Source organism: Thioalkalivibrio sp. AKL8 (assembly GCF_000380525.1).
Lineage (GTDB): Bacteria > Pseudomonadota > Gammaproteobacteria > Ectothiorhodospirales > Ectothiorhodospiraceae > Thioalkalivibrio > Thioalkalivibrio versutus.
In genome coordinates this window covers 179,656-196,018 of sequence record NZ_AQYF01000007.1, presented here as the reverse complement: position 1 = coordinate 196,018, position 16,363 = coordinate 179,656, and the positions used below count along the sequence as shown (strand labels likewise).

At 66.3% G+C, this 16,363-nt stretch carries 18 protein-coding genes; 13 read left to right on the top strand and 5 right to left on the bottom strand.

Annotation, left to right across the window (positions count from 1 at the left end; genetic code table 11):
• The first annotated feature begins 30 nt into the window (after positions 1-30).
• Genes G335_RS0106655 through msrA form a run of 6 tightly spaced genes read left to right on the top strand, consistent with a single transcriptional unit; the run spans position 31 to position 5,544 of the window.
• Positions 31-1,485: a TrkH family potassium uptake protein gene (locus tag G335_RS0106655; RefSeq protein ID WP_018168356.1), complete on the top strand. Its 1,455-nt coding sequence runs from the start codon at positions 31-33 to the stop codon at positions 1,483-1,485.
• A gap of 40 nt (positions 1,486-1,525) precedes the next feature.
• Positions 1,526-1,885 carry a tetratricopeptide repeat protein gene (locus G335_RS0106650; protein ID WP_018144640.1) on the top strand — a complete coding sequence of 120 codons (360 nt, stop codon included), beginning with the start codon at positions 1,526-1,528 and terminating at the stop codon, positions 1,883-1,885.
• Complete coding sequence (locus tag G335_RS0106645) at positions 1,882-2,859, top strand: lysophospholipid acyltransferase family protein (RefSeq protein WP_018168354.1); 978 nt, start codon at positions 1,882-1,884, stop codon at positions 2,857-2,859. Before G335_RS0106650 ends, G335_RS0106645 begins: the two co-directional genes overlap by 4 nt.
• Before the next feature lie 10 nt (positions 2,860-2,869).
• Complete coding sequence (locus G335_RS0106640; protein ID WP_018176244.1) at positions 2,870-3,697, top strand: DNA-formamidopyrimidine glycosylase family protein; 828 nt, start codon at positions 2,870-2,872, stop codon at positions 3,695-3,697.
• Between the two features lie 42 nt (positions 3,698-3,739).
• Positions 3,740-4,900, top strand: coding sequence for a PQQ-dependent sugar dehydrogenase (locus G335_RS0106635; protein ID WP_018176243.1), 1,161 nt, complete (start codon positions 3,740-3,742; stop codon positions 4,898-4,900).
• An 11-nt stretch (positions 4,901-4,911) separates the two neighbouring features.
• Positions 4,912-5,544 carry a peptide-methionine (S)-S-oxide reductase MsrA gene (gene msrA / locus G335_RS0106630; RefSeq protein WP_018176242.1) on the top strand — a complete coding sequence of 211 codons (633 nt, stop codon included), beginning with the start codon at positions 4,912-4,914 and terminating at the stop codon, positions 5,542-5,544.
• Positions 5,545-5,583: 39 nt separating this feature from the next.
• Here msrA and G335_RS0106625 read toward each other — a convergent pair whose 3' ends face one another.
• Positions 5,584-6,351, bottom strand: a complete 768-nt coding sequence (locus tag G335_RS0106625; protein WP_018168350.1) for a gamma-glutamyl-gamma-aminobutyrate hydrolase family protein — start codon at positions 6,349-6,351, stop codon at positions 5,584-5,586.
• Positions 6,352-6,400: 49 nt separating this feature from the next.
• A complete protein-coding gene (locus G335_RS0106620) occupies positions 6,401-7,426 on the bottom strand; it encodes an amidoligase family protein (RefSeq protein WP_018176241.1) in 1,026 nt (341 codons plus the stop codon).
• 73 nt (positions 7,427-7,499) lie between these two features.
• Between G335_RS0106620 and folB the strand changes: the two genes are divergently transcribed.
• The 6 genes from folB to G335_RS0106590 all read left to right on the top strand — a co-directional run bounded on the left by folB (position 7,500) and on the right by G335_RS0106590 (position 12,305).
• The gene (gene folB / locus G335_RS0106615) at positions 7,500-7,865 is read left to right on the top strand and encodes a dihydroneopterin aldolase (protein ID WP_018144633.1); all 366 of its coding nucleotides are present in this window, start codon (positions 7,500-7,502) and stop codon (positions 7,863-7,865) included.
• A 280-nt stretch (positions 7,866-8,145) separates the two neighbouring features.
• Entirely contained in the window at positions 8,146-8,859 is a 714-nt protein-coding gene (locus G335_RS0106610) for a TorF family putative porin (protein WP_026304777.1), read from the top strand.
• A 68-nt stretch (positions 8,860-8,927) separates the two neighbouring features.
• On the top strand, positions 8,928-9,266 hold the full coding sequence (locus G335_RS0106605; protein WP_012981610.1) for a P-II family nitrogen regulator: 339 nt from the start codon (positions 8,928-8,930) through the stop codon (positions 9,264-9,266).
• 34 nt (positions 9,267-9,300) lie between these two features.
• Complete coding sequence (locus tag G335_RS0106600; protein WP_018144631.1) at positions 9,301-10,554, top strand: ammonium transporter; 1,254 nt, start codon at positions 9,301-9,303, stop codon at positions 10,552-10,554.
• A gap of 333 nt (positions 10,555-10,887) precedes the next feature.
• Positions 10,888-11,508, top strand: a complete 621-nt coding sequence (locus tag G335_RS0106595) for an ATP-binding cassette domain-containing protein (protein ID WP_018176239.1) — start codon at positions 10,888-10,890, stop codon at positions 11,506-11,508.
• Positions 11,499-12,305 carry an ABC transporter permease gene (locus G335_RS0106590; RefSeq protein ID WP_018176238.1) on the top strand — a complete coding sequence of 269 codons (807 nt, stop codon included), beginning with the start codon at positions 11,499-11,501 and terminating at the stop codon, positions 12,303-12,305. The genes G335_RS0106595 and G335_RS0106590 overlap by 10 nt, the downstream gene beginning before the upstream one ends.
• A gap of 138 nt (positions 12,306-12,443) precedes the next feature.
• Here G335_RS0106590 and G335_RS0106585 read toward each other — a convergent pair whose 3' ends face one another.
• The 3 genes from G335_RS0106585 to speE form a co-directional block, all read right to left on the bottom strand.
• Positions 12,444-12,728, bottom strand: coding sequence for a type II toxin-antitoxin system RelE/ParE family toxin (locus G335_RS0106585; RefSeq protein WP_018176237.1), 285 nt, complete (start codon positions 12,726-12,728; stop codon positions 12,444-12,446).
• Positions 12,728-12,955: a ParD-like family protein gene (locus G335_RS0106580; RefSeq protein WP_018144627.1), complete on the bottom strand. Its 228-nt coding sequence runs from the start codon at positions 12,953-12,955 to the stop codon at positions 12,728-12,730. The genes G335_RS0106585 and G335_RS0106580 overlap by 1 nt, the downstream gene beginning before the upstream one ends.
• 335 nt (positions 12,956-13,290) lie before the next feature.
• Entirely contained in the window at positions 13,291-14,142 is an 852-nt protein-coding gene (gene speE, locus G335_RS0106575; protein WP_018176236.1) for a polyamine aminopropyltransferase, read from the bottom strand.
• Positions 14,143-14,457: 315 nt separating this feature from the next.
• Here speE and speA point away from each other — a divergent pair, with 315 nt between their 5' ends.
• Positions 14,458-16,362: a biosynthetic arginine decarboxylase gene (gene speA, locus G335_RS0106565; RefSeq protein ID WP_018176235.1), complete on the top strand. Its 1,905-nt coding sequence runs from the start codon at positions 14,458-14,460 to the stop codon at positions 16,360-16,362.
• Position 16,363 lies beyond the last annotated feature (1 nt).

The window sequence follows — 16,363 nt, the reverse complement described above, 5'->3', positions numbered from 1 at the left end:
CATCAGTGTTTCCCTAGGCGGAGCGCGCGGATGCTCCATCTCGCCTCCACGGCCCGGCTGCTGGGTGTCCTGCTGACGCTGTTCAGTCTGGCGATGCTGCCGCCGGCGGCCATCGGCTTTCTGTACGGGGAGTCCACCGCGTATGTGTTCCTGCAGGCCTTCGCCCTCCTGTTGCTGATGGGCGGGCTGCTGTGGGCGCCGTTGTACCGCATGCGCCAGGAGCTGCAGGCGCGCGACGGCTTCATCCTGGTGGTGCTGTTCTGGCTGGGACTGGGGATCGCCGGGGCGACACCGCTGTACCTCGACCCGAGCCTGCAGGTGTCCTTCACCGATGCCGCCTTCGAGTCGATGTCCGGCCTGACCACGACCGGCGCCACGGTGCTGACCGGGCTGGATGATCTGCCGCGGGCGCTGCTGTGGTATCGCCAGCAGCTGCAGTGGATGGGCGGCATGGGGATCATCGTGCTGGCGGTGGCCATCCTGCCGCTTCTGGGCGTGGGCGGCATGCAGCTGTTCAAGGCCGAGACCCCGGGGCCGATCCGCGACAACAAGCTGACGCCGCGTATCGCCGAGACCGCGCGCAACCTCTGGTACATCTACCTGGGCCTGACCGTGGCCTGCGCGCTGGCCTACTGGGCCGCCGGCATGGATGCCTTCGATGCGATTGCGCACTCCTTCACCACCGTGGCGATTGGTGGCTTTTCGACCTATGACGCCAGCATCGGTCATTTCGACTCCGTGGCGATCGAGATGGTCGCCATCGCGTTCATGGTTCTGGGCGGGATGAACTTTGCTCTCCACTTTCTGGTGCTGCACCGCGCGACCTGGAAGCCTTACCGGCGGGACGAGGAGTTACGCGCCTACCTCCTGGTGCTCGGCTCGGCGATCGTCCTGGTGGTCGGTTTCATGCTCTGGAGCGGGTTTACCGATCAGTTCGGGGATGCATTGCGCCGCGGGGTCTTCCATGTCGTGTCCATTGCGACCACGACGGGATATGCCACCGACAGCTTCTACCTGTGGCCCGGTTTCCTGCCTGTGTTGTTGATCCTCCTGTCGTTCATCGGTGGCTGTACCGGTTCCACCGGTGGTGGCATGAAGGTGGTGCGCGTGCTGTTGCTGGTGAAGCAGGGGCTGCGCGAGATCAAGCGTCTGATCCACCCGCACGCGCGGATCGCCGTGAAGGTCAACGGGAAGGAGGCCCCGGATCGCGTCGTGCAGGCGGTGTGGGGCTTCCTGGCGGCCTACGTGATGGTGTTCGTAGTGATGATGCTGGGGCTGATGGCATCCGGTCTGGATCAGGTGACCGCGTTCTCGGCAGTGGCGGCCTCGCTGAACAACCTGGGTCCCGGTCTGGGCGAGGTCGGGCCCAACTTCCAGTCGATCAACGATTTCAGCAAGTGGGTCCTGGTGGTTGCGATGCTGATGGGGCGCCTGGAAATCTTTACCGTGCTGGTGCTTCTGTCGCCCGCCTTCTGGCGGCGTTAGCCTGACTGTACGTATCGGCACGCGCCGAGGGAGGTACCCCATGAGCGACATGATCGAACGCTTCCAGAATATGCTCGACGGCGGTCAGGATTCCGCCATGCTGCGTTTCTCGCTGGGCAATGCCCTGGCGACCGATGGCCAGCTGGAGGCCGCAGTGCCCCATCTGCAGCGGGCGCTGGATCTGGACGGCGGTTATTCCGCGGCCTGGAAGCTGCTGGCGAAGACGCTGGTGGAGCTGGAGCGCCCCGAGTCGGCCCTGTCCACCTGCGAGCGCGGTATCCGCGTGGCCACCGAGAAGGGTGATCTGCAGGCCGCGAAGGAGATGGAGGTCTACGCCAAGCGCGCCCGCAAGCAGCAGGCCGCCACGGACGGGCCCACCGACGGTGCCGGGGGCGCATGAGCGCTGTCGACGACGAAACCGGGCGGCGCGAGGACGCTGGTGCCTACCAGGCCCCGCTGACCGCCGCGCACTTCGCCCCGCGTTACTGGGGCAGCTGGCTGTTGCTGGGCCTGGCCTGGGTGCTGCAGGAGTTGCCGCGCCCGGCCGTGCGCGGTCTCGCCGGCGGGCTGGGCCGGCTGATTCGCCGGCTGGCCGGGCGCAGTCGGGCGGTGGTCGAACGGAACCTGGAGCTGTGCTTCCCGGCGATGACCGCTGCGGAGCGCGCCCAGCGCCTGGAGGCCTATTACCGCTACCAGGCGCAGACGGCGCTGGACTACGGGTTGCTGTGGTTCGGCAAGCCCGGCCAGCACGCCGCCCGCATTCGCATCGAGGGTCTGGAGCACTACGAGCGCCTGCGCTCCGGCGGGACGCCAGTGATCATCCTGGCGCCGCATTCCCTGGGGCTGGATTACGGCGGTGTGCGCATGAGTCAGATGTTCGACGGCGTGTCCTTCGCCAAGCCGATGAAGAACCCGGTGCTGGAGTGGATCAACCACCGCAGCCGCACGCGCTATTCCGGCGATATCTTCGCCCGCGACCAGGGCCTGCGCCCGGCCATTCGCCAGCTCAAGCGCGGTCGCTTCTTCTATTACCTGCCGGACGAGGACCTGGGCGCCGAGGGCGCGGTATTCGTGGATTTCTTCGGTGTGCAGAAGGCCACGCTGACCGCGCTGGCGCGTCTGGCGCGCATGTCGAAGGCGGCGGTCCTGCCCAGCTTCGCCTGGTATGACGCGGCGGCGGACCAGTACGTGATGCGCCTGTGGCCGCCCCTGGAAGACTATCCCTCGGGGGATGATGCCGTCGATGCGCGGCAGATGAACGCCGCCATTGAGCGTGGCATCGAGCAGGCCCCGGCGCAGTACCTATGGTCCATGCGCCTGTTCCGCACCCGCCCCGAGGGCGAGCCGCGCCTGTACCCCGCGCGCGAGCGCTGATCCCGCCCGCATGCCCGAGGGCGACACGATCCACAAGCTGGCCGCCGCGTTGCGGCCGGTACTGGAGGGCGCAACGCTGACTGCGGTAGCGACCCGCACCCGGCGCGGCGATCCGTTGCTCGAGCATGGCGCGATGACCGCCGGGACCGTGCAGGCCCGGGGCAAGCACTTGTTGCTGGATCTTGCAGCTGCGGATGGCCGGCCGTGGCAATTGCGCACCCACCTGGGCATGTACGGGACCTGGCACCAGTACGCCCCGGGTGTCGCCTGGCACAAGCCGGCCTCCAGTGCCTGGGCCGTCCTCAGCCTCCCGGAGCGGGTACTGGTCTGCTTTCATCCTCGCGAGCTGCAGTGGCGCCCGCGCACGGCGGGGGCGGCGGATGTCCCGCGTCTGGATGCCCGTGTCGGCCCTGATCTGCTGGACCCGGCGATCGACCTGGATGCCGTGGTCATGCGGGTGCGGACCGTCGCGGACCCGGCGCGCCCGATCCTGGATGTGCTGCTGGATCAGTCGCTGGCGGCGGGCATCGGAAACATCTACAAGTCAGAGGTGCTGTTCCTGCAAGGCTGTCACCCGCTGTGGCCTCTCGGGCAGGTGTCGCAGCGTGTGCTGGCGGGGCTGTACCGCGATGCCGAGCGGTTGCTGCGGCGCAACCTGAAGCCGGGTCCGCGCATCACCCGCGAGCGCGCGGAGGAGGGAGCGTTCCTGAACGTCTATGGCCGCCGTGGCGAGCCCTGCCGACAGTGCGGCGTACCGGTCGAATATGCCCTGCTGGGCGAACACGGCCGCTCGACGTACTGGTGCCCTGTCTGCCAGCCGAGGGAACCCGCCGCCTGAACACAGGTACCAATGGACATCGGACCGAACAAGGAGCGAGCCATGAGCAAGCGCAAACATATCCTGGGACGTGTAACGGTGGTTCCCATGACCGTGGGCCTTCTGGTGGCATGCACCGGGTCCTCCGGGGTCTCGGCCGAGGGCCTGGAGGGCGGGCAGCAGGATCTGCAGGTCAGCGTGCTGCACGAGGAACTGAATCACCCCTGGGCCATCGCCTTCCTGCCCGACGGCGGTGCACTGATCAGCGAGCGCCCGGGCACCCTGCGCTGGTTCGAGGACGCCGAGGCCTTCGACGGGCGGGGCGCGCTGGTCCCGGGGTTGCCGGACGACCTGCAGGCGCGCAACCAGGGCGGTTTGCTGGATCTTGCCCTGCATCCGGAGTTCGCCGAAAACCGCTGGCTGTACTTCACCTACTCGGCGAGCGTGGAGGGCGGACTGACGACCCGCCTGGCGCGTGGGCGCTTCCAGGATGGCGAGCTGCAGGACGTGGAGACGCTGTTCACCGCCGAGCCGGGTGTCAGCGGCGGCCGGCACTTCGGCAGCCGCATCGTGTTTGACCAGGCCGGGTACGTGTACATCAGCGTGGGTGACCGCGGCGATCGCGATCATGCGCAGGACACCTCCACCCATATCGGCAGCATCATCCGGCTGCATGACGATGGTTCGGTGCCGGATGACAACCCGTTGGTGGATGAACCCGACGCCCGCCCGGAGATCTGGGCCTGGGGTGTGCGCAACCCGCAGGGCATGGTGATGGACCCCGAGACCGGCACCTTCTGGCAGAACGAGCATGGCCCGCGCGGGGGTGACGAGGTCAACATCATCGAACCCGGCCTGAACTACGGCTGGCCGGTCATCACCCACGGCGAGGAATACCGTGGCGGCCAGGTGGGCGAGGGTCTGACCGAGAAGGAGGGGATGGAGTCACCGCTGCATCACTGGACGCCTTCCATTGCCCCGTCCGGCATGGCGATCCTGCGCGATCCGGCCTTTGCCGACTGGGATGGTGATCTGCTGGTCGGCGGACTGGTGCACCAGACGCTGCGCCGCCTGACCTTCGACGGGCGCGACCTGGTCAATGAGTCCGAGGTGCTGCCGGATCTGGATCGCCGCGTTCGCGACGTGCGCGTGCACGAAGGCGCAATCTACGTACTTACCGACCACAACCCGGGGGAGCTGATCCGGCTCACCCCGGCTGACTGATGGAGTCGCCGATGTTCGCATTTTCCGAGCCGCGCATGCCTGCGCCCGAGCAGGCCTTGCCCGGGCGCGAGGAGCCGATGCCGGTGCCCGGGCGCCACATGGTGCTGGGAACCCCGTTGGCACCGCCGTACCCCGAAGGCATGCAGGTGATCCAGTTCGGCATGGGCTGCTTCTGGGGCGCCGAGCGCCTGTTCTGGCAGCTGGACGGGGTGTACTCCACCAGCGTCGGTTACGGTGGGGGCTATACCCCGAATCCAACCTATCGCGAGGTATGCAGCGGCCAGACCGGGCACACCGAGCTGGTGCGTGTGGTATTCGATCCGCGGCGAGTCGACCTGGATGCGCTGTTCCGCACCTTCTGGGAAGGCCACGACCCGACCCAGGGCATGCGCCAGGGCAACGACGTCGGTACCCAGTACCGCTCCGCGATCTACACCACCGATGCGGACCAGCTGGCGGCCGCCGAGACCAGCCGCCAACGCTTCCAGGCCGCGCTGGACAAGGCACGGGGCGGAACGATCAGCACCGAGATCGGCGAAGGGCCGGCGTTCTATTTCGCCGAAGAGGATCACCAGCAATACCTGGCCAGGGTCCCCCACGGCTACTGCGGCCTCGGCGGCCTCTCCGTGCCGTACCCGGCCTGAGCGCCTGCCCTTCTTCGTGTCTTCTTGGTGAATCGGGTTTTAGCCGGTATTGGCGGCGGCCCGAACGAGGGCGTGGAACAGACGCTGGTGGCGGCGCTTCTGGGGCAGGTATTCCGGGTGCCACTGCACGCCGATGCACCAGCCGCGGTCGGCTTCGATCGCCTGTACCACGCCGCTGCTCTCGCGGCCGGCGACCCTTAGCCCGCGACCCAGGCCATCCACCGCCTGATTGTGCAGGGCGTTCACGTGCAGCGTGGCGTCGCCCAGGATGTCCGCCAGGTGGCTGCGCGGCTCCAGCTGGACCGGCTTGACCGGCAACAGGCTGCGGGCCTGTGGTGTTTCCACGTAGAACTCGGCCAGATCGCGCTGCAGCGTGCCGCCGCGCACCACGTTGACCAGCTGCATGCCGCGGCAGATGCCGAGGATCGGGCGGTGATCGTCCAGCGCGCGGTGGATCAGGGCCTTCTCCAGGCGGTCGCGGTCGACGTCCAGTACCCCGCCGTGCGACTGGAACAGCCGGCGCAGCAGCCACAGGGCCGGGTAGAAGAGGTAGCCGATCAGGCGCTGCGAGAGGCGGCGCTCCGCCTGGCGGATGGCGGCCGCATCCGGCCCGTCGGGCAGGGTCTCGCCGTAGAGCTCGGGGTCGACATCCGCCCCGCCGCCCACGATCAGTCCGTCGAACGGGCAACGGCCGCGCGGCTTTCCCGGGCGCAACCGCAAAGGGCGGCCTCCCGCGCGCCACACCGCCAGGGCGGTGAACAGCCAGGCCGGACCCCCGCCCTGGTCCGGCCCGGTGATCGCGATCACCGGGCGACGGGCTTGGGGCGTGACCCGGCTGGTTGCATTGGGAGCCGAGTCAGAACCAGTCACGGAGGCGCTGGCTCCAGTCGTCGGCCCAGCGGCCGAGGGCCTGGCCGGGGCGGTCCAGGTATTCCCGCGACAGGCGCTCCAGGCGTTCCGGATCCGCCGCCAGGCGTTCCACCTCGACCCAGCCATTGAACGGTCGCGCCAGGCTCCAGTCCGGGTCGTCGATCTCGCAGTTCGGCAGGCGGTAATGGAAGGCCGGGCGCGGTTTGATCAAGTCGTGTTCCACCGGTGCGGCGTTGACCCGTTCCGGGTCCAGGTGGGCAAACAAGGGCAACAGGTCCAGTGGTCGGTTGCGGGTTGGGCTGTGCGCCAGGTAGGCATCGATCAGGCCGGCCTGATCGGGTTGGAAGTCCGGGTCCAGCATGTGGCGTACAAAGGGCCCGGGAAACGCGCGAATGTAGGGCGACAGTCGCCGTGCCAGGTCGATTGCGCCGGCCGCGGTGAGGGCCTCGGCCATCAGCAGGAAGCTGCGCAGGATCGCCAGCAGCCACTCGGCATCGGTACGGTGGATCTCGATATTGATCTGCAACCCGAAGGCGTAGAGAAACGAGCGTTCGGTGCCCTGGGCACCGGCCTCTTGCAGGGCCGCGCGTACCCGGTCCAGGCGGGGCAGGTCGGCCACCGGGATCGGCGGGGCCACGATTTCATGCGGCACCAGGCGGCCGGCGGCGTCGGCCAGCCAGCGATCCAGCGCCGCCTTGTCGGAGTCGTCCAGTTCGATGCCGAGGCGCGCGAGATGCTCGCGGTAGGCCCGGTCCTTCAGCACCCGGGCGTCCAGTTCCAGCTGGAAGTCGCCGACGTCGGTATCGCGCACGCGGGCGACGAACGCATTGTCCGGTTCGATCTGCCCTCCGAATTCGGCCTTTACTGCTTCGGCCATAATCTCCAGCGAGACCCCGGCCATCTCGATTTCTACCCCGATGCGGCGCGGTTCGCCCTCGGGGGTGTCGGGCCACGGGAGGTCGTGGAAGGGCTCGCTCATGCGTGTCTCGAAGCCGTGCAAGGAGAGCTCCATGATAACGGCTCGGTGTACCTCGTGCGGCCCGGGCAGTAGGATAGGCGCCGACCTACAGGAGCCCGCCGAGCCCATGGATCGAATCTATCTGCGCGACCTCGAAATCGATGCCGTTGTCGGTGTCTACGACTGGGAACAGCGGATCCAGCGCCGCCTGCGATTCGACATCGAACTGGCGGCGGATACCCGCATCGCCGCCTATTCCGGCGAGATCGGCGATACCGTCGATTACGAGGCGGTGGCCAACGCGGTGCGGGCCATCGTCACGCGCGAGCCGCACGCGCTGCTGGAATCCCTGGCCGAAGAGATCGCCGAGGCCCTGATGGCCCAGTTCGGCACCCCCTGGGTGCGCATCAAACTGGGCAAGCCCGGGGCCGTTCCCGGTGTACGCGAGGTCGGCATCGAGATCGAGCGCGGCACCCTCGCGACGTCCGACTAGCCCCTCTTCTCCTACGGGCCCTTCCGGCCCGCTTTCCTGTCTCTTGTTCCGCGTCTGGCCCGTGCGGGGACCGGACCGTGTTCACACTTTTCGTTGATTGCACGCTTTTGGTGCGTGTGCACTTTTAGTGCGCACCATCCAGAGGCAAAACCTCGTGGTTCGGCCGCAACACGTGTTGTGAAAAGCCGATTTTGCTCCCTTTTGGTACTTGGCACAGCCCGTGCAAGGACCGGGTGTCGACTACGCGACACTCGATTGACCAATCTGGGAGATGACCAATATGAAGAAGTTCACCCGTTCCGCGCTGGCCGCTGCTGTCCTCACCGTAGGCTCCACCGGTGGCGTCGCGTTTACCTCCACCGCCGCCGCGGAGCTGTCCGTGAACATTGGTGCGGTGTCCAACTACTACTTCAGGGGCTTTTCCGAAAGCGATGACGGTGCGGCCATTCAGGGCGGCATTGATTACGAGCATGCCTCCGGGTTTTACGCCGGAACCTGGCTGTCGAACGTCGATTTTGGTGATGACACCAGCTACGAACTCGATCTCTATGCCGGATTCGCCGACGAGTTCGCCAGCGGGTTCGGATACGACGTTGGCTACATCTACTATGCCTACCCCGATGCCCGTGATGACACCGGCTCCCTGAGCGCCGACTTTGGCGAGATCTACGGTGAAGTCAGCTTTGATACTGGCACCGTCGGTCTCTACGGCGGTATGGCCTATGTTGTTCACGACAGTGATGACTCGGCCTTGCAGGATGACGACATGTACTTCTACGCCGGTCTGGATATCCCGTTCATGGATGTCTACAGCGCCGGGTTCCTTGTGGGGCGTACCAGCTTCGACGATTCCGATGCCGAAAACTACACCCATTACACCGCCAGCCTGGCGCGCGACGCCGGGGACTGGGGCGAGTTCAGCCTTAACCTCGAGTACGTCGACGAATCCGACGAGGACCTGGGCGCCTGGGTGGGCTGGTCCAAGACGTTCTGAAGCCGGCTATTACCTCTTAATGCAAAGGCGGGTCCGTGGATCAGCGGACCCGCCCACAGGAGTCTGACATGAAGATGATTACCGCCGTGATCAAGCCGTTCAAGCTTGATGATGTTCGCGAGGCGATCTCGGAGATCGGCGTGCAGGGCATGACCATGACCGAAGTGAAGGGTTTTGGTCGCCAGCGCGGTCATACCGAGTTGTATCGCGGTGCCGAGTATGTAGTCGATTTTCTGCCCAAGGTGAAGCTTGAAGTGGCCGTTGACGAAAACCTGGTCGACCAGGTCGTCGAGGCCATTTCAAAGTCCGCCAGCACGGGCAAGATCGGCGACGGCAAGATCTTTATTACGCCGGTGGAGCAGGTCGTGCGTATTCGCACGGGCGAAACCGGACCGGAAGCGCTTTAAACCTTTGCCTTCCAGCGAATGAGGAATTTCAATCATGGAAATTGAACAGCAAGTTGTCGAACTCGCCTATGCGATGGACACCTTTTACTTTTTGGTGGCCGGTGCACTGGTGATGTGGATGGCCGCGGGCTTTACCATGCTCGAGGCCGGTATGGTGCGCACCAAGAGTGTGGCCGAAATCGCAACCAAGAATATCGCCCTGTATTCGATCGCCAGCATCATGTACATGCTGATCGGCTACAACATCATGTACAGCGATGGTCTCAGCTCCATTATCCCGGGACTGGGCTTCCTGATCAGCGGCGACAACGCAGTCGCGGACGTGCTGGGTAGCGGTGGCGACATCTACTACTCCGATCGTGCCGACTTCTTCTTCCAGGTCGTGTTCGTCGCCACCGCGATGTCCATCGTCTCGGGTGCCGTGGCCGAGCGCATGAAGCTGTGGGCCTTCCTGGCCTTTGCGGTCGTGCTGACCGGCTTCATCTACCCGATCCAGGGCTTTTGGAGCTGGGGTGGCGGTATCCTCGACCAGATCGGCTACCTCGACTACGCCGGTTCCGGCATCGTCCATTTCACGGGTGCCGCTGCGGCGCTGGCTGGTGTGTTGCTCCTCGGGGCGCGCAAGGGCAAGTACGGCGCGGATGGCAAGATCAACGCCATTCCGGGTTCCAACATGCCGCTGGCCACGCTGGGTGTGCTGATCCTGTGGCTAGGTTGGTTCGGCTTTAATGGCGGGTCCGAGCTGAAGGTGTCGGACATCGAGTCTGCCAATGCCGTGGCCGCCGTGTTCGCCAACACCAACCTGGCCGCGGCCGGGGGTGTGGTGGCCGCGCTGATCACCACCCGTCTGATCTTCGGCAAGGCCGACCTGACTATGGCCCTGAACGGAGCGGTTGCAGGCCTGGTGTCCATCACCGCCGAGCCGCTGATGCCCAGCCCGGTCCTGGCGATGATCATCGGTGCCGTGGGTGGTGTGATCGTGGTGTTCTCGATCGTCGCGCTCGACAAGCTGAAGATCGACGACCCGGTTGGTGCGATCTCCGCGCACGGTACCGCCGGTATCTGGGGTGTGATGGCGGTGCTGCTGTCCAACCCGGACGCGACCTTCTTCGGCCAGATCGTGGGCCTGCTCGCCATCTTCGTGTTCGTCTTCGTGGCCAGCCTGATTGTCTGGGCGATCCTCAAGGCGGTGATGGGCATCCGCCTGAGCGAAGAGGACGAGGCCATGGGCGCCGATATCGCCGAGTGCGGTCTCGAGGCCTACCCGGAGTTCACCGGGAAGCAATAAAGCCTCGTTAACCTGAAACCGGGGTCGGGCCGTAACCCGGCTCGATCCCGATACATCGTCTCCTCCGACGCCGACAAGACAGTCTCCCAGGACTTGGATGTTGGCCTTTGGGCGCCCCTTTATCGGGCGCCCTTTTTTTGTTCGACACACCGGGCGGGAGAGGGCTTGCCCGCGAAGCCCCCGCCCGCGGCGGTTCTTGCGACTGATGCCCGCGGGCTACTAACACCCCGGCCGGCTCTCTTCCCAGCAAGCAGGGTCTCCCGGTCGGGCCATTCATCCCCGTACCCCGGCTTCGGTTACGATCCCGCTTTTGCCGCACCGGAAGCCTGTCGCATGGATCGCCTGCTGGACGTCCGACAACTGAAAACAGCCCAGCTGGGCCCGCTGGACCTGGCGGTTCAGCCGGGCGAACTGGTGCAGGTCACCGGCGCCTCGGGTGCCGGCAAGTCGCTGCTGTTGCGCGCCCTGGCGGATCTCGACCCCAGCACGGGGGAGGTGATGCTGAACGGCGAGGCGCGCGACGCCATGCTGCCGGTCCAGTGGCGCCGGCGCGTGGCCTATGTGCCGGCCGAGACCGCCTGGTGGGGCGAGCGCGTGGACGAACACCTGCCCGCCGATTTCTCGCGTGAGGCGGCCCTGCACCTGCTGGAACAGGTCGCGTTGCCCGAGGCCTCGCTGGGCTGGGAGGTCGAGCGTCTCTCCAGCGGCGAGAAGCAGCGCCTGGGTCTGGTGCGCGCGCTGCTGAACCGGCCCCGCGTCCTGCTGCTGGACGAGCCCACCGCCAACCTGGATCTGGAGAACACCAAGCGCATCGAACGCGCGGTGCGGGCGTATCTCGCCGAGGAAGATGCGGCGGCGCTGTGGGTCAGCCACGACACGCTGCAGCGTCAACGCCTGGGCGGGCGCATCCTCACCATCCACGAAGGGCAGCTGGAGAACACGGCATGGAGCTGATCTCGCTTTCCGCGCTGGATCTGACGTTGGCGGCGCTGCTGGTCGTGGCCCTGGCTGGCCTGACCATCTGGGCGCGCATGGGGCTGGGGCGCAGTCTGCTGATCGCCGGGGCGCGCACCGTCATACAGCTGCTGCTGATCGGCCTGGTGTTGCAGACGCTGTTCGACCACGCGCACCTGGGCTGGGTGGCGCTGATGGCGCTGGTCATGGTGTCGATCGCCGGCTACGAGGTGATGGCGCGTCAGCAGCGCCGTTTTGCCGGGCTGTGGGGCTACGGGATCGGTGCGGTCACCATGTTCGTTTCGGCCTTTGCCGTCACCGTGCTCGCGCTGACCACGATGGTGGGACCCTCGCCTTGGTGGGAGCCGCAGTACGCCATCCCGCTGCTGGGGATGCTGCTGGGCAACACCATGACCGGCATCGCGCTGGGGCTGGACCGCCTGACCCAGACGGTCTGGCGCGAGCGCCGCACCATCGAGGCCCGCCTGGCGCTGGGCTCGGGCTGGAGCGAGGCCGTCGCCACCATGCGCCGCGAGGCGGCCCGCTCCGGCCTGATGCCAACCATCAATGCCATGGCCGCGGCCGGCATCGTCAGCCTGCCGGGCATGATGACGGGCCAGATCCTCGCCGGCGCCCCGCCGGTGGAGGCGGTCAAGTACCAGATCCTGATCATGTTCCTGATCACTGCCGGCACCGGCTTCGGCACCCTCGGCGCGGTCTGGTTCGCCTCCCGCCGCCTGTTCGACACCCGCGAACGCCTGCGCCTCGACCGCCTCAAGCCGGGCCGCCACACGTAGCCATATCCACCACGAACGGTGCATTTCGCATTCGCTCAATGCGCCCTGCGACGCGCGGCCGAGCCCTCGTAGGATGCGCTGAGCGCAGCGAACCGCATCACATGGCGTGTGTTTCGCGACCCCCTGCGCGTGCAGACCCTACGAGCCGCGTTTCAAATCTCGGTAGAAGTTTTCGTGTGTGCCCAGCAGTAGCAGGAGGCGGGTGGTGGGGTCGTACTCGTAGGCGAGCAGCATCAGTTGCTCGCGCGACTTGAACTTGTAGACCATGACCCCGGCCAGATCGCCTTTCTTGCTGGTGCCGATCTCGGGGTTGCGGACGATCTCGGCAACCGCTTCGTCCACGTCGGTCTTCTGGGCGGGATGGAGGCGCTTGTAGGCGCGCCGGAAGCGAGTGCTTTGCAGCACCTCCACGTCCGCGGCCATTAGTCGCGTTTGCCCTCGGGGGTGAACGGGGTGGCGAGTTCCCGGCCCTCGGCGCGAGCGATCAGCAGTTCGCAGACGAAGTCGATGGGCAGGTCCGGGTTGTCCATGGCGGTGCGCCCCACTTCGGCCCAGAACTCGATCTGACCGGCGATGGTCCGGTGCTCGGCTTTGGCGTGGGCCCGGGCCTGCTGATACAGCGTCTCATCAATGCGGACGGGCAAACTCATGGCGTGCCTCCTCTACTACAAATGTAGGCAGATTAGCGCGGCCCTGCATGGTTCGCAATGACGGGGCCAGCAAGCACCGTCATCGCGAGGAGCGCAGCGACGTGGCGATCTCCGTGGGCGCCCCAGCGCCGGCCCGGGCAAACGTCGGGGTTGCGTCGGGAGGTTACTCGCTGCGCTCGCCCTTCGGGCCGGCCTGCGGCCGTTCAACGCGCTTCGCGCTTTTGTGCCACGGCCCCTTCGGCGCCTCGCAATGACAGGAAGGGAATCCCGTCATTGCGAGCGCAGCGAAGCAATCTCCCGACGATGGCACCGCGCTAAGGGGAGTTTGGCCGGGATCAGGCGAACAGCTTGCGGCGGAAGAACTCGGGCGTGGCCCCGGCGGCGCGGTGGATGGCGGCGTTGTAGTAGTGGGTGACAAACGCCGCCTCCTCGGCGGCTTCCTCGCGCAGGAAGGACACCGGGGCGTCCTTCGCCGCGATGGTGCAGGTCCACCAGCCGGAGGGGTAGGTGGGTTGTGGGAAGTGCATCGTCAATGCATCGATGAAGCCGGCCGCGCGCAGGCTGTCGTGCATCGGGCGGATGATGCTCTCGGCATGCAACAGCGGCGATTCGCTTTGCTGTACCAGCAGGCCATCCGGGCCCAGGGCCTTCACGCAGTCCTTGTAGAAGGCGGTGGAGAACAGGCCTTCGGCCGGGCCCACCGGATCGGTGGAATCGACGATGATCACGTCGACGGAGCCGGGCGTGGCGTCCTGCAGGTACTGCACGCCGTCGTCGAACAGGAGCTCGGCGCGCGGGTCGTCGTTGGCGTCGCACAGCTCCGGGAAGTACTGCTCGGCCAAGCGGGTGACGCGCTCGTCGATATCTACCTGCACGGCCTTTTGCACCTCGTCGTGCTTGAGCACTTCGCGCAGGGTGCCGCAGTCGCCGCCGCCAATAATGACCACGTTCTTCGGGGCGCTGTGCGAGTAGAGCACCGGGTGCGACATCATCTCGTGGTAGATGAAGTTGTCGCGTCCGGTGAGCATCACGCAGCCGTCGATCACCATCAGGTTGCCGAAGGCCTCGGTCTCGTAGATCTCGATCTTCTGGTAGGGGGTCTGTTCTTCGTGCAGCTTCTGCTTGATGCGCAGGGACAGCGCCATGTTTTCGTGCGGTTCGCTGAACCAGTTGTTGTCGAGTGCCATTGGGCGGCTCCCCTTGCGGATGCGGTGGACGGTATGATGCGCCGCTATGATAGTGCCCTGTATCCTGCGGGCAACTCTGAACCTCCCCGTCATTGCGAGGAGCCGCAGGCGACGAAGCACAAAAGCAGCTTAGCTGCGTTGAACGGCCGCCGGCCGGCCCGAAGGGCGAGCGTAGCGAGTAATCTCCTGAACGAGGGCAGTGCGTTTGGTTGCGCTGCTCGCCCTGGACGTTCCGGTGGACATGGAAGGCGATTGCCGCGTCGCTTCGCTCCTCGCAATGACGGGGATATACCCGCTGTGAAACCCGGAACCGCCATGTCTGTCACGCCCTGGAATCTGGATGAGGCCCGCGCCACCTACGGGATCGACCACTGGAATGGTGGCTTTTTCGATCTGAATGACGCTGGCCATGTAGTGATGCGGCGACCGGATTGGCCGGATCACCCGGGTGTCGATCTGCATGAGCTGGCCGGGCGTCTGCGCGAGGAACATATCGGGCCGCCGGTGCTGGTGCGTTTCCAGGACGTGCTGGACGGGCGTGTGCGCCGCCTGGCGCGGGCCTTCGATGCGGCCGCACGCGAGCTGGACTACCAGGGCGCGTTCACGGCGATCTATCCGATCAAGGTGAACCAGCAGCGCAGCGTGGTGGATCAGATCCTGGCGGCGGGCGACACGCCGGATGCCGATGGCTTTACCCCACGGGTGGGGCTGGAGGCCGGCAGCAAGCCGGAACTGATGGCCGTGCTCGCGCAGTCGCGTCCGGGCGCCGCGATCATCTGCAATGGCTACAAGGACCGCGAATACGTGCGTCTGGCGCTGATCGGGCGCCAGCTCGGGCATCGCGTGTACATCGTGATCGAGAAGCCCTCGGAGCTGGAGGAGGTCATCCGCCAGGCCGAGCATATGGATATCGCGCCCCTGCTCGGGCTGCGCGTGCGCCTGGCGTCGATCGGCAAGGGCAAGTGGCAGAACACCGGCGGCGAGAAGGCCAAGTTCGGCCTCTCCGCGGCGGATGTGCTGGGCATCCTCGAGCGCCTGCGCGGCCTCGGCTGGCTGGATCGGCTGCAGCTGCTGCACTTCCACATGGGCTCGCAGATCGCGAACATCCGCGACATCCAGAACGGCATGGGCGAGGCGGCCAGCTACTTCGCCGCGCTGACCGAAGCGGGTGCCGCGCTTCAGGTGGTGGATGTCGGCGGCGGCCTGGGTATCGACTACGAGGGATCGCGCTCGCGCAACGAATGCTCCATCAACTACTCGGTGGAGGAGTACGCGCTGAACATCCTGCGCCCGCTCAAGCGCATCTGCGAGGAGCATGATCTCGCCATGCCCGAGGTGTTCAGCGAGTCCGGGCGGGCCCTGACCGCGCATCACGCGGTGTTGATCACCAACGTGATCGACTGCGAGCCAGCCCCGGGGGATGGTGCTATACCGCCGGCGCCGGACGACGAGCTGCCCGAGATCGCCGCGATGCGCGCACTGCTGGACGAGCGCGACCGCCCGGCCTCCGAGATCTACCACGATGCGGCCTTCGGCCTGTCTGACCTGCAGGCGCGTTTCGCCCGCGGGATGCTGTCGCTGGCGGACCGGGCCCGCGCCGAGGCGATCTATTTCGCCCTGTGCCAGCGGCTGCTGGCACAGCCGGATGCGCTGCCGGCCGAGATCCATGCGGAGCTGACGGACAAGCTGGCGGACAAGGTTTTCTGCAATTTCTCCGTGTTCCAGTCGATCCCGGATACCTGGGCGATCAACCAGGTCTTCCCCATCATGCCGCTGCACCGCCTGAACGAGGCCCCGACCCGCCGCGCCGTGCTGCAGGATCTGACCTGTGACTCCGACGGCCACATCGAGCACTACGTGGAGCGCGAGGGTACGCACACCACCCTGGCGCTGCACCCCTGGAAAACGGGCGAGGCCTACTATCTCGGCATCTTCCTGGTCGGGGCCTACCAGGAGATCCTCGGCGACCTGCACAACCTGTTCGGCGACACCGACACGGTGAACGTGGAACTGACCGAGCAGGGCGGCTACCGCCTGCTGAACCCCGAACGCGGCGACACCGTGGATGAGTTGCTCTCCTACGTGCACTTTGCCCCGGACGACCTGCGCCGCGCCTTCCGCGCCAAGATCGATGCCATCGGCCTGCGCGGCGAGGCCGCCGGGCGCCTGCTGGCGGAACTGGAACACGGCCTGACCGGCTACACCTATCTCGAGGACTGAA

Bases quoted from the DNA above. Each gene is read 5' to 3' on its own strand.
- G335_RS0106655 (WP_018168356.1), top strand. From the start codon at position 31: ATGCTCCATCTCGCCTCCACGGCCCGGCTGCTGGGTGTCCTGCTGACG.
- G335_RS0106650 (WP_018144640.1), top strand. From the start codon at position 1,526: ATGAGCGACATGATCGAACGCTTCCAGAATATGCTCGACGGCGGTCAG.
- G335_RS0106645 (WP_018168354.1), top strand. From the start codon at position 1,882: ATGAGCGCTGTCGACGACGAAACCGGGCGGCGCGAGGACGCTGGTGCC.
- G335_RS0106640 (WP_018176244.1), top strand. From the start codon at position 2,870: ATGCCCGAGGGCGACACGATCCACAAGCTGGCCGCCGCGTTGCGGCCG.
- G335_RS0106635 (WP_018176243.1), top strand. From the start codon at position 3,740: ATGAGCAAGCGCAAACATATCCTGGGACGTGTAACGGTGGTTCCCATG.
- msrA (WP_018176242.1), top strand. From the start codon at position 4,912: ATGTTCGCATTTTCCGAGCCGCGCATGCCTGCGCCCGAGCAGGCCTTG.
- G335_RS0106620 (WP_018176241.1), bottom strand. From the start codon at position 7,426: ATGGAGCTCTCCTTGCACGGCTTCGAGACACGCATGAGCGAGCCCTTC.
- folB (WP_018144633.1), top strand. From the start codon at position 7,500: ATGGATCGAATCTATCTGCGCGACCTCGAAATCGATGCCGTTGTCGGT.
- G335_RS0106610 (WP_026304777.1), top strand. From the start codon at position 8,146: ATGAAGAAGTTCACCCGTTCCGCGCTGGCCGCTGCTGTCCTCACCGTA.
- G335_RS0106605 (WP_012981610.1), top strand. From the start codon at position 8,928: ATGAAGATGATTACCGCCGTGATCAAGCCGTTCAAGCTTGATGATGTT.
- G335_RS0106600 (WP_018144631.1), top strand. From the start codon at position 9,301: ATGGAAATTGAACAGCAAGTTGTCGAACTCGCCTATGCGATGGACACC.
- G335_RS0106595 (WP_018176239.1), top strand. From the start codon at position 10,888: ATGGATCGCCTGCTGGACGTCCGACAACTGAAAACAGCCCAGCTGGGC.
- G335_RS0106590 (WP_018176238.1), top strand. From the start codon at position 11,499: ATGGAGCTGATCTCGCTTTCCGCGCTGGATCTGACGTTGGCGGCGCTG.
- G335_RS0106585 (WP_018176237.1), bottom strand. From the start codon at position 12,728: ATGGCCGCGGACGTGGAGGTGCTGCAAAGCACTCGCTTCCGGCGCGCC.
- G335_RS0106580 (WP_018144627.1), bottom strand. From the start codon at position 12,955: ATGAGTTTGCCCGTCCGCATTGATGAGACGCTGTATCAGCAGGCCCGG.
- speE (WP_018176236.1), bottom strand. From the start codon at position 14,142: ATGGCACTCGACAACAACTGGTTCAGCGAACCGCACGAAAACATGGCG.
- speA (WP_018176235.1), top strand. From the start codon at position 14,458: ATGTCTGTCACGCCCTGGAATCTGGATGAGGCCCGCGCCACCTACGGG.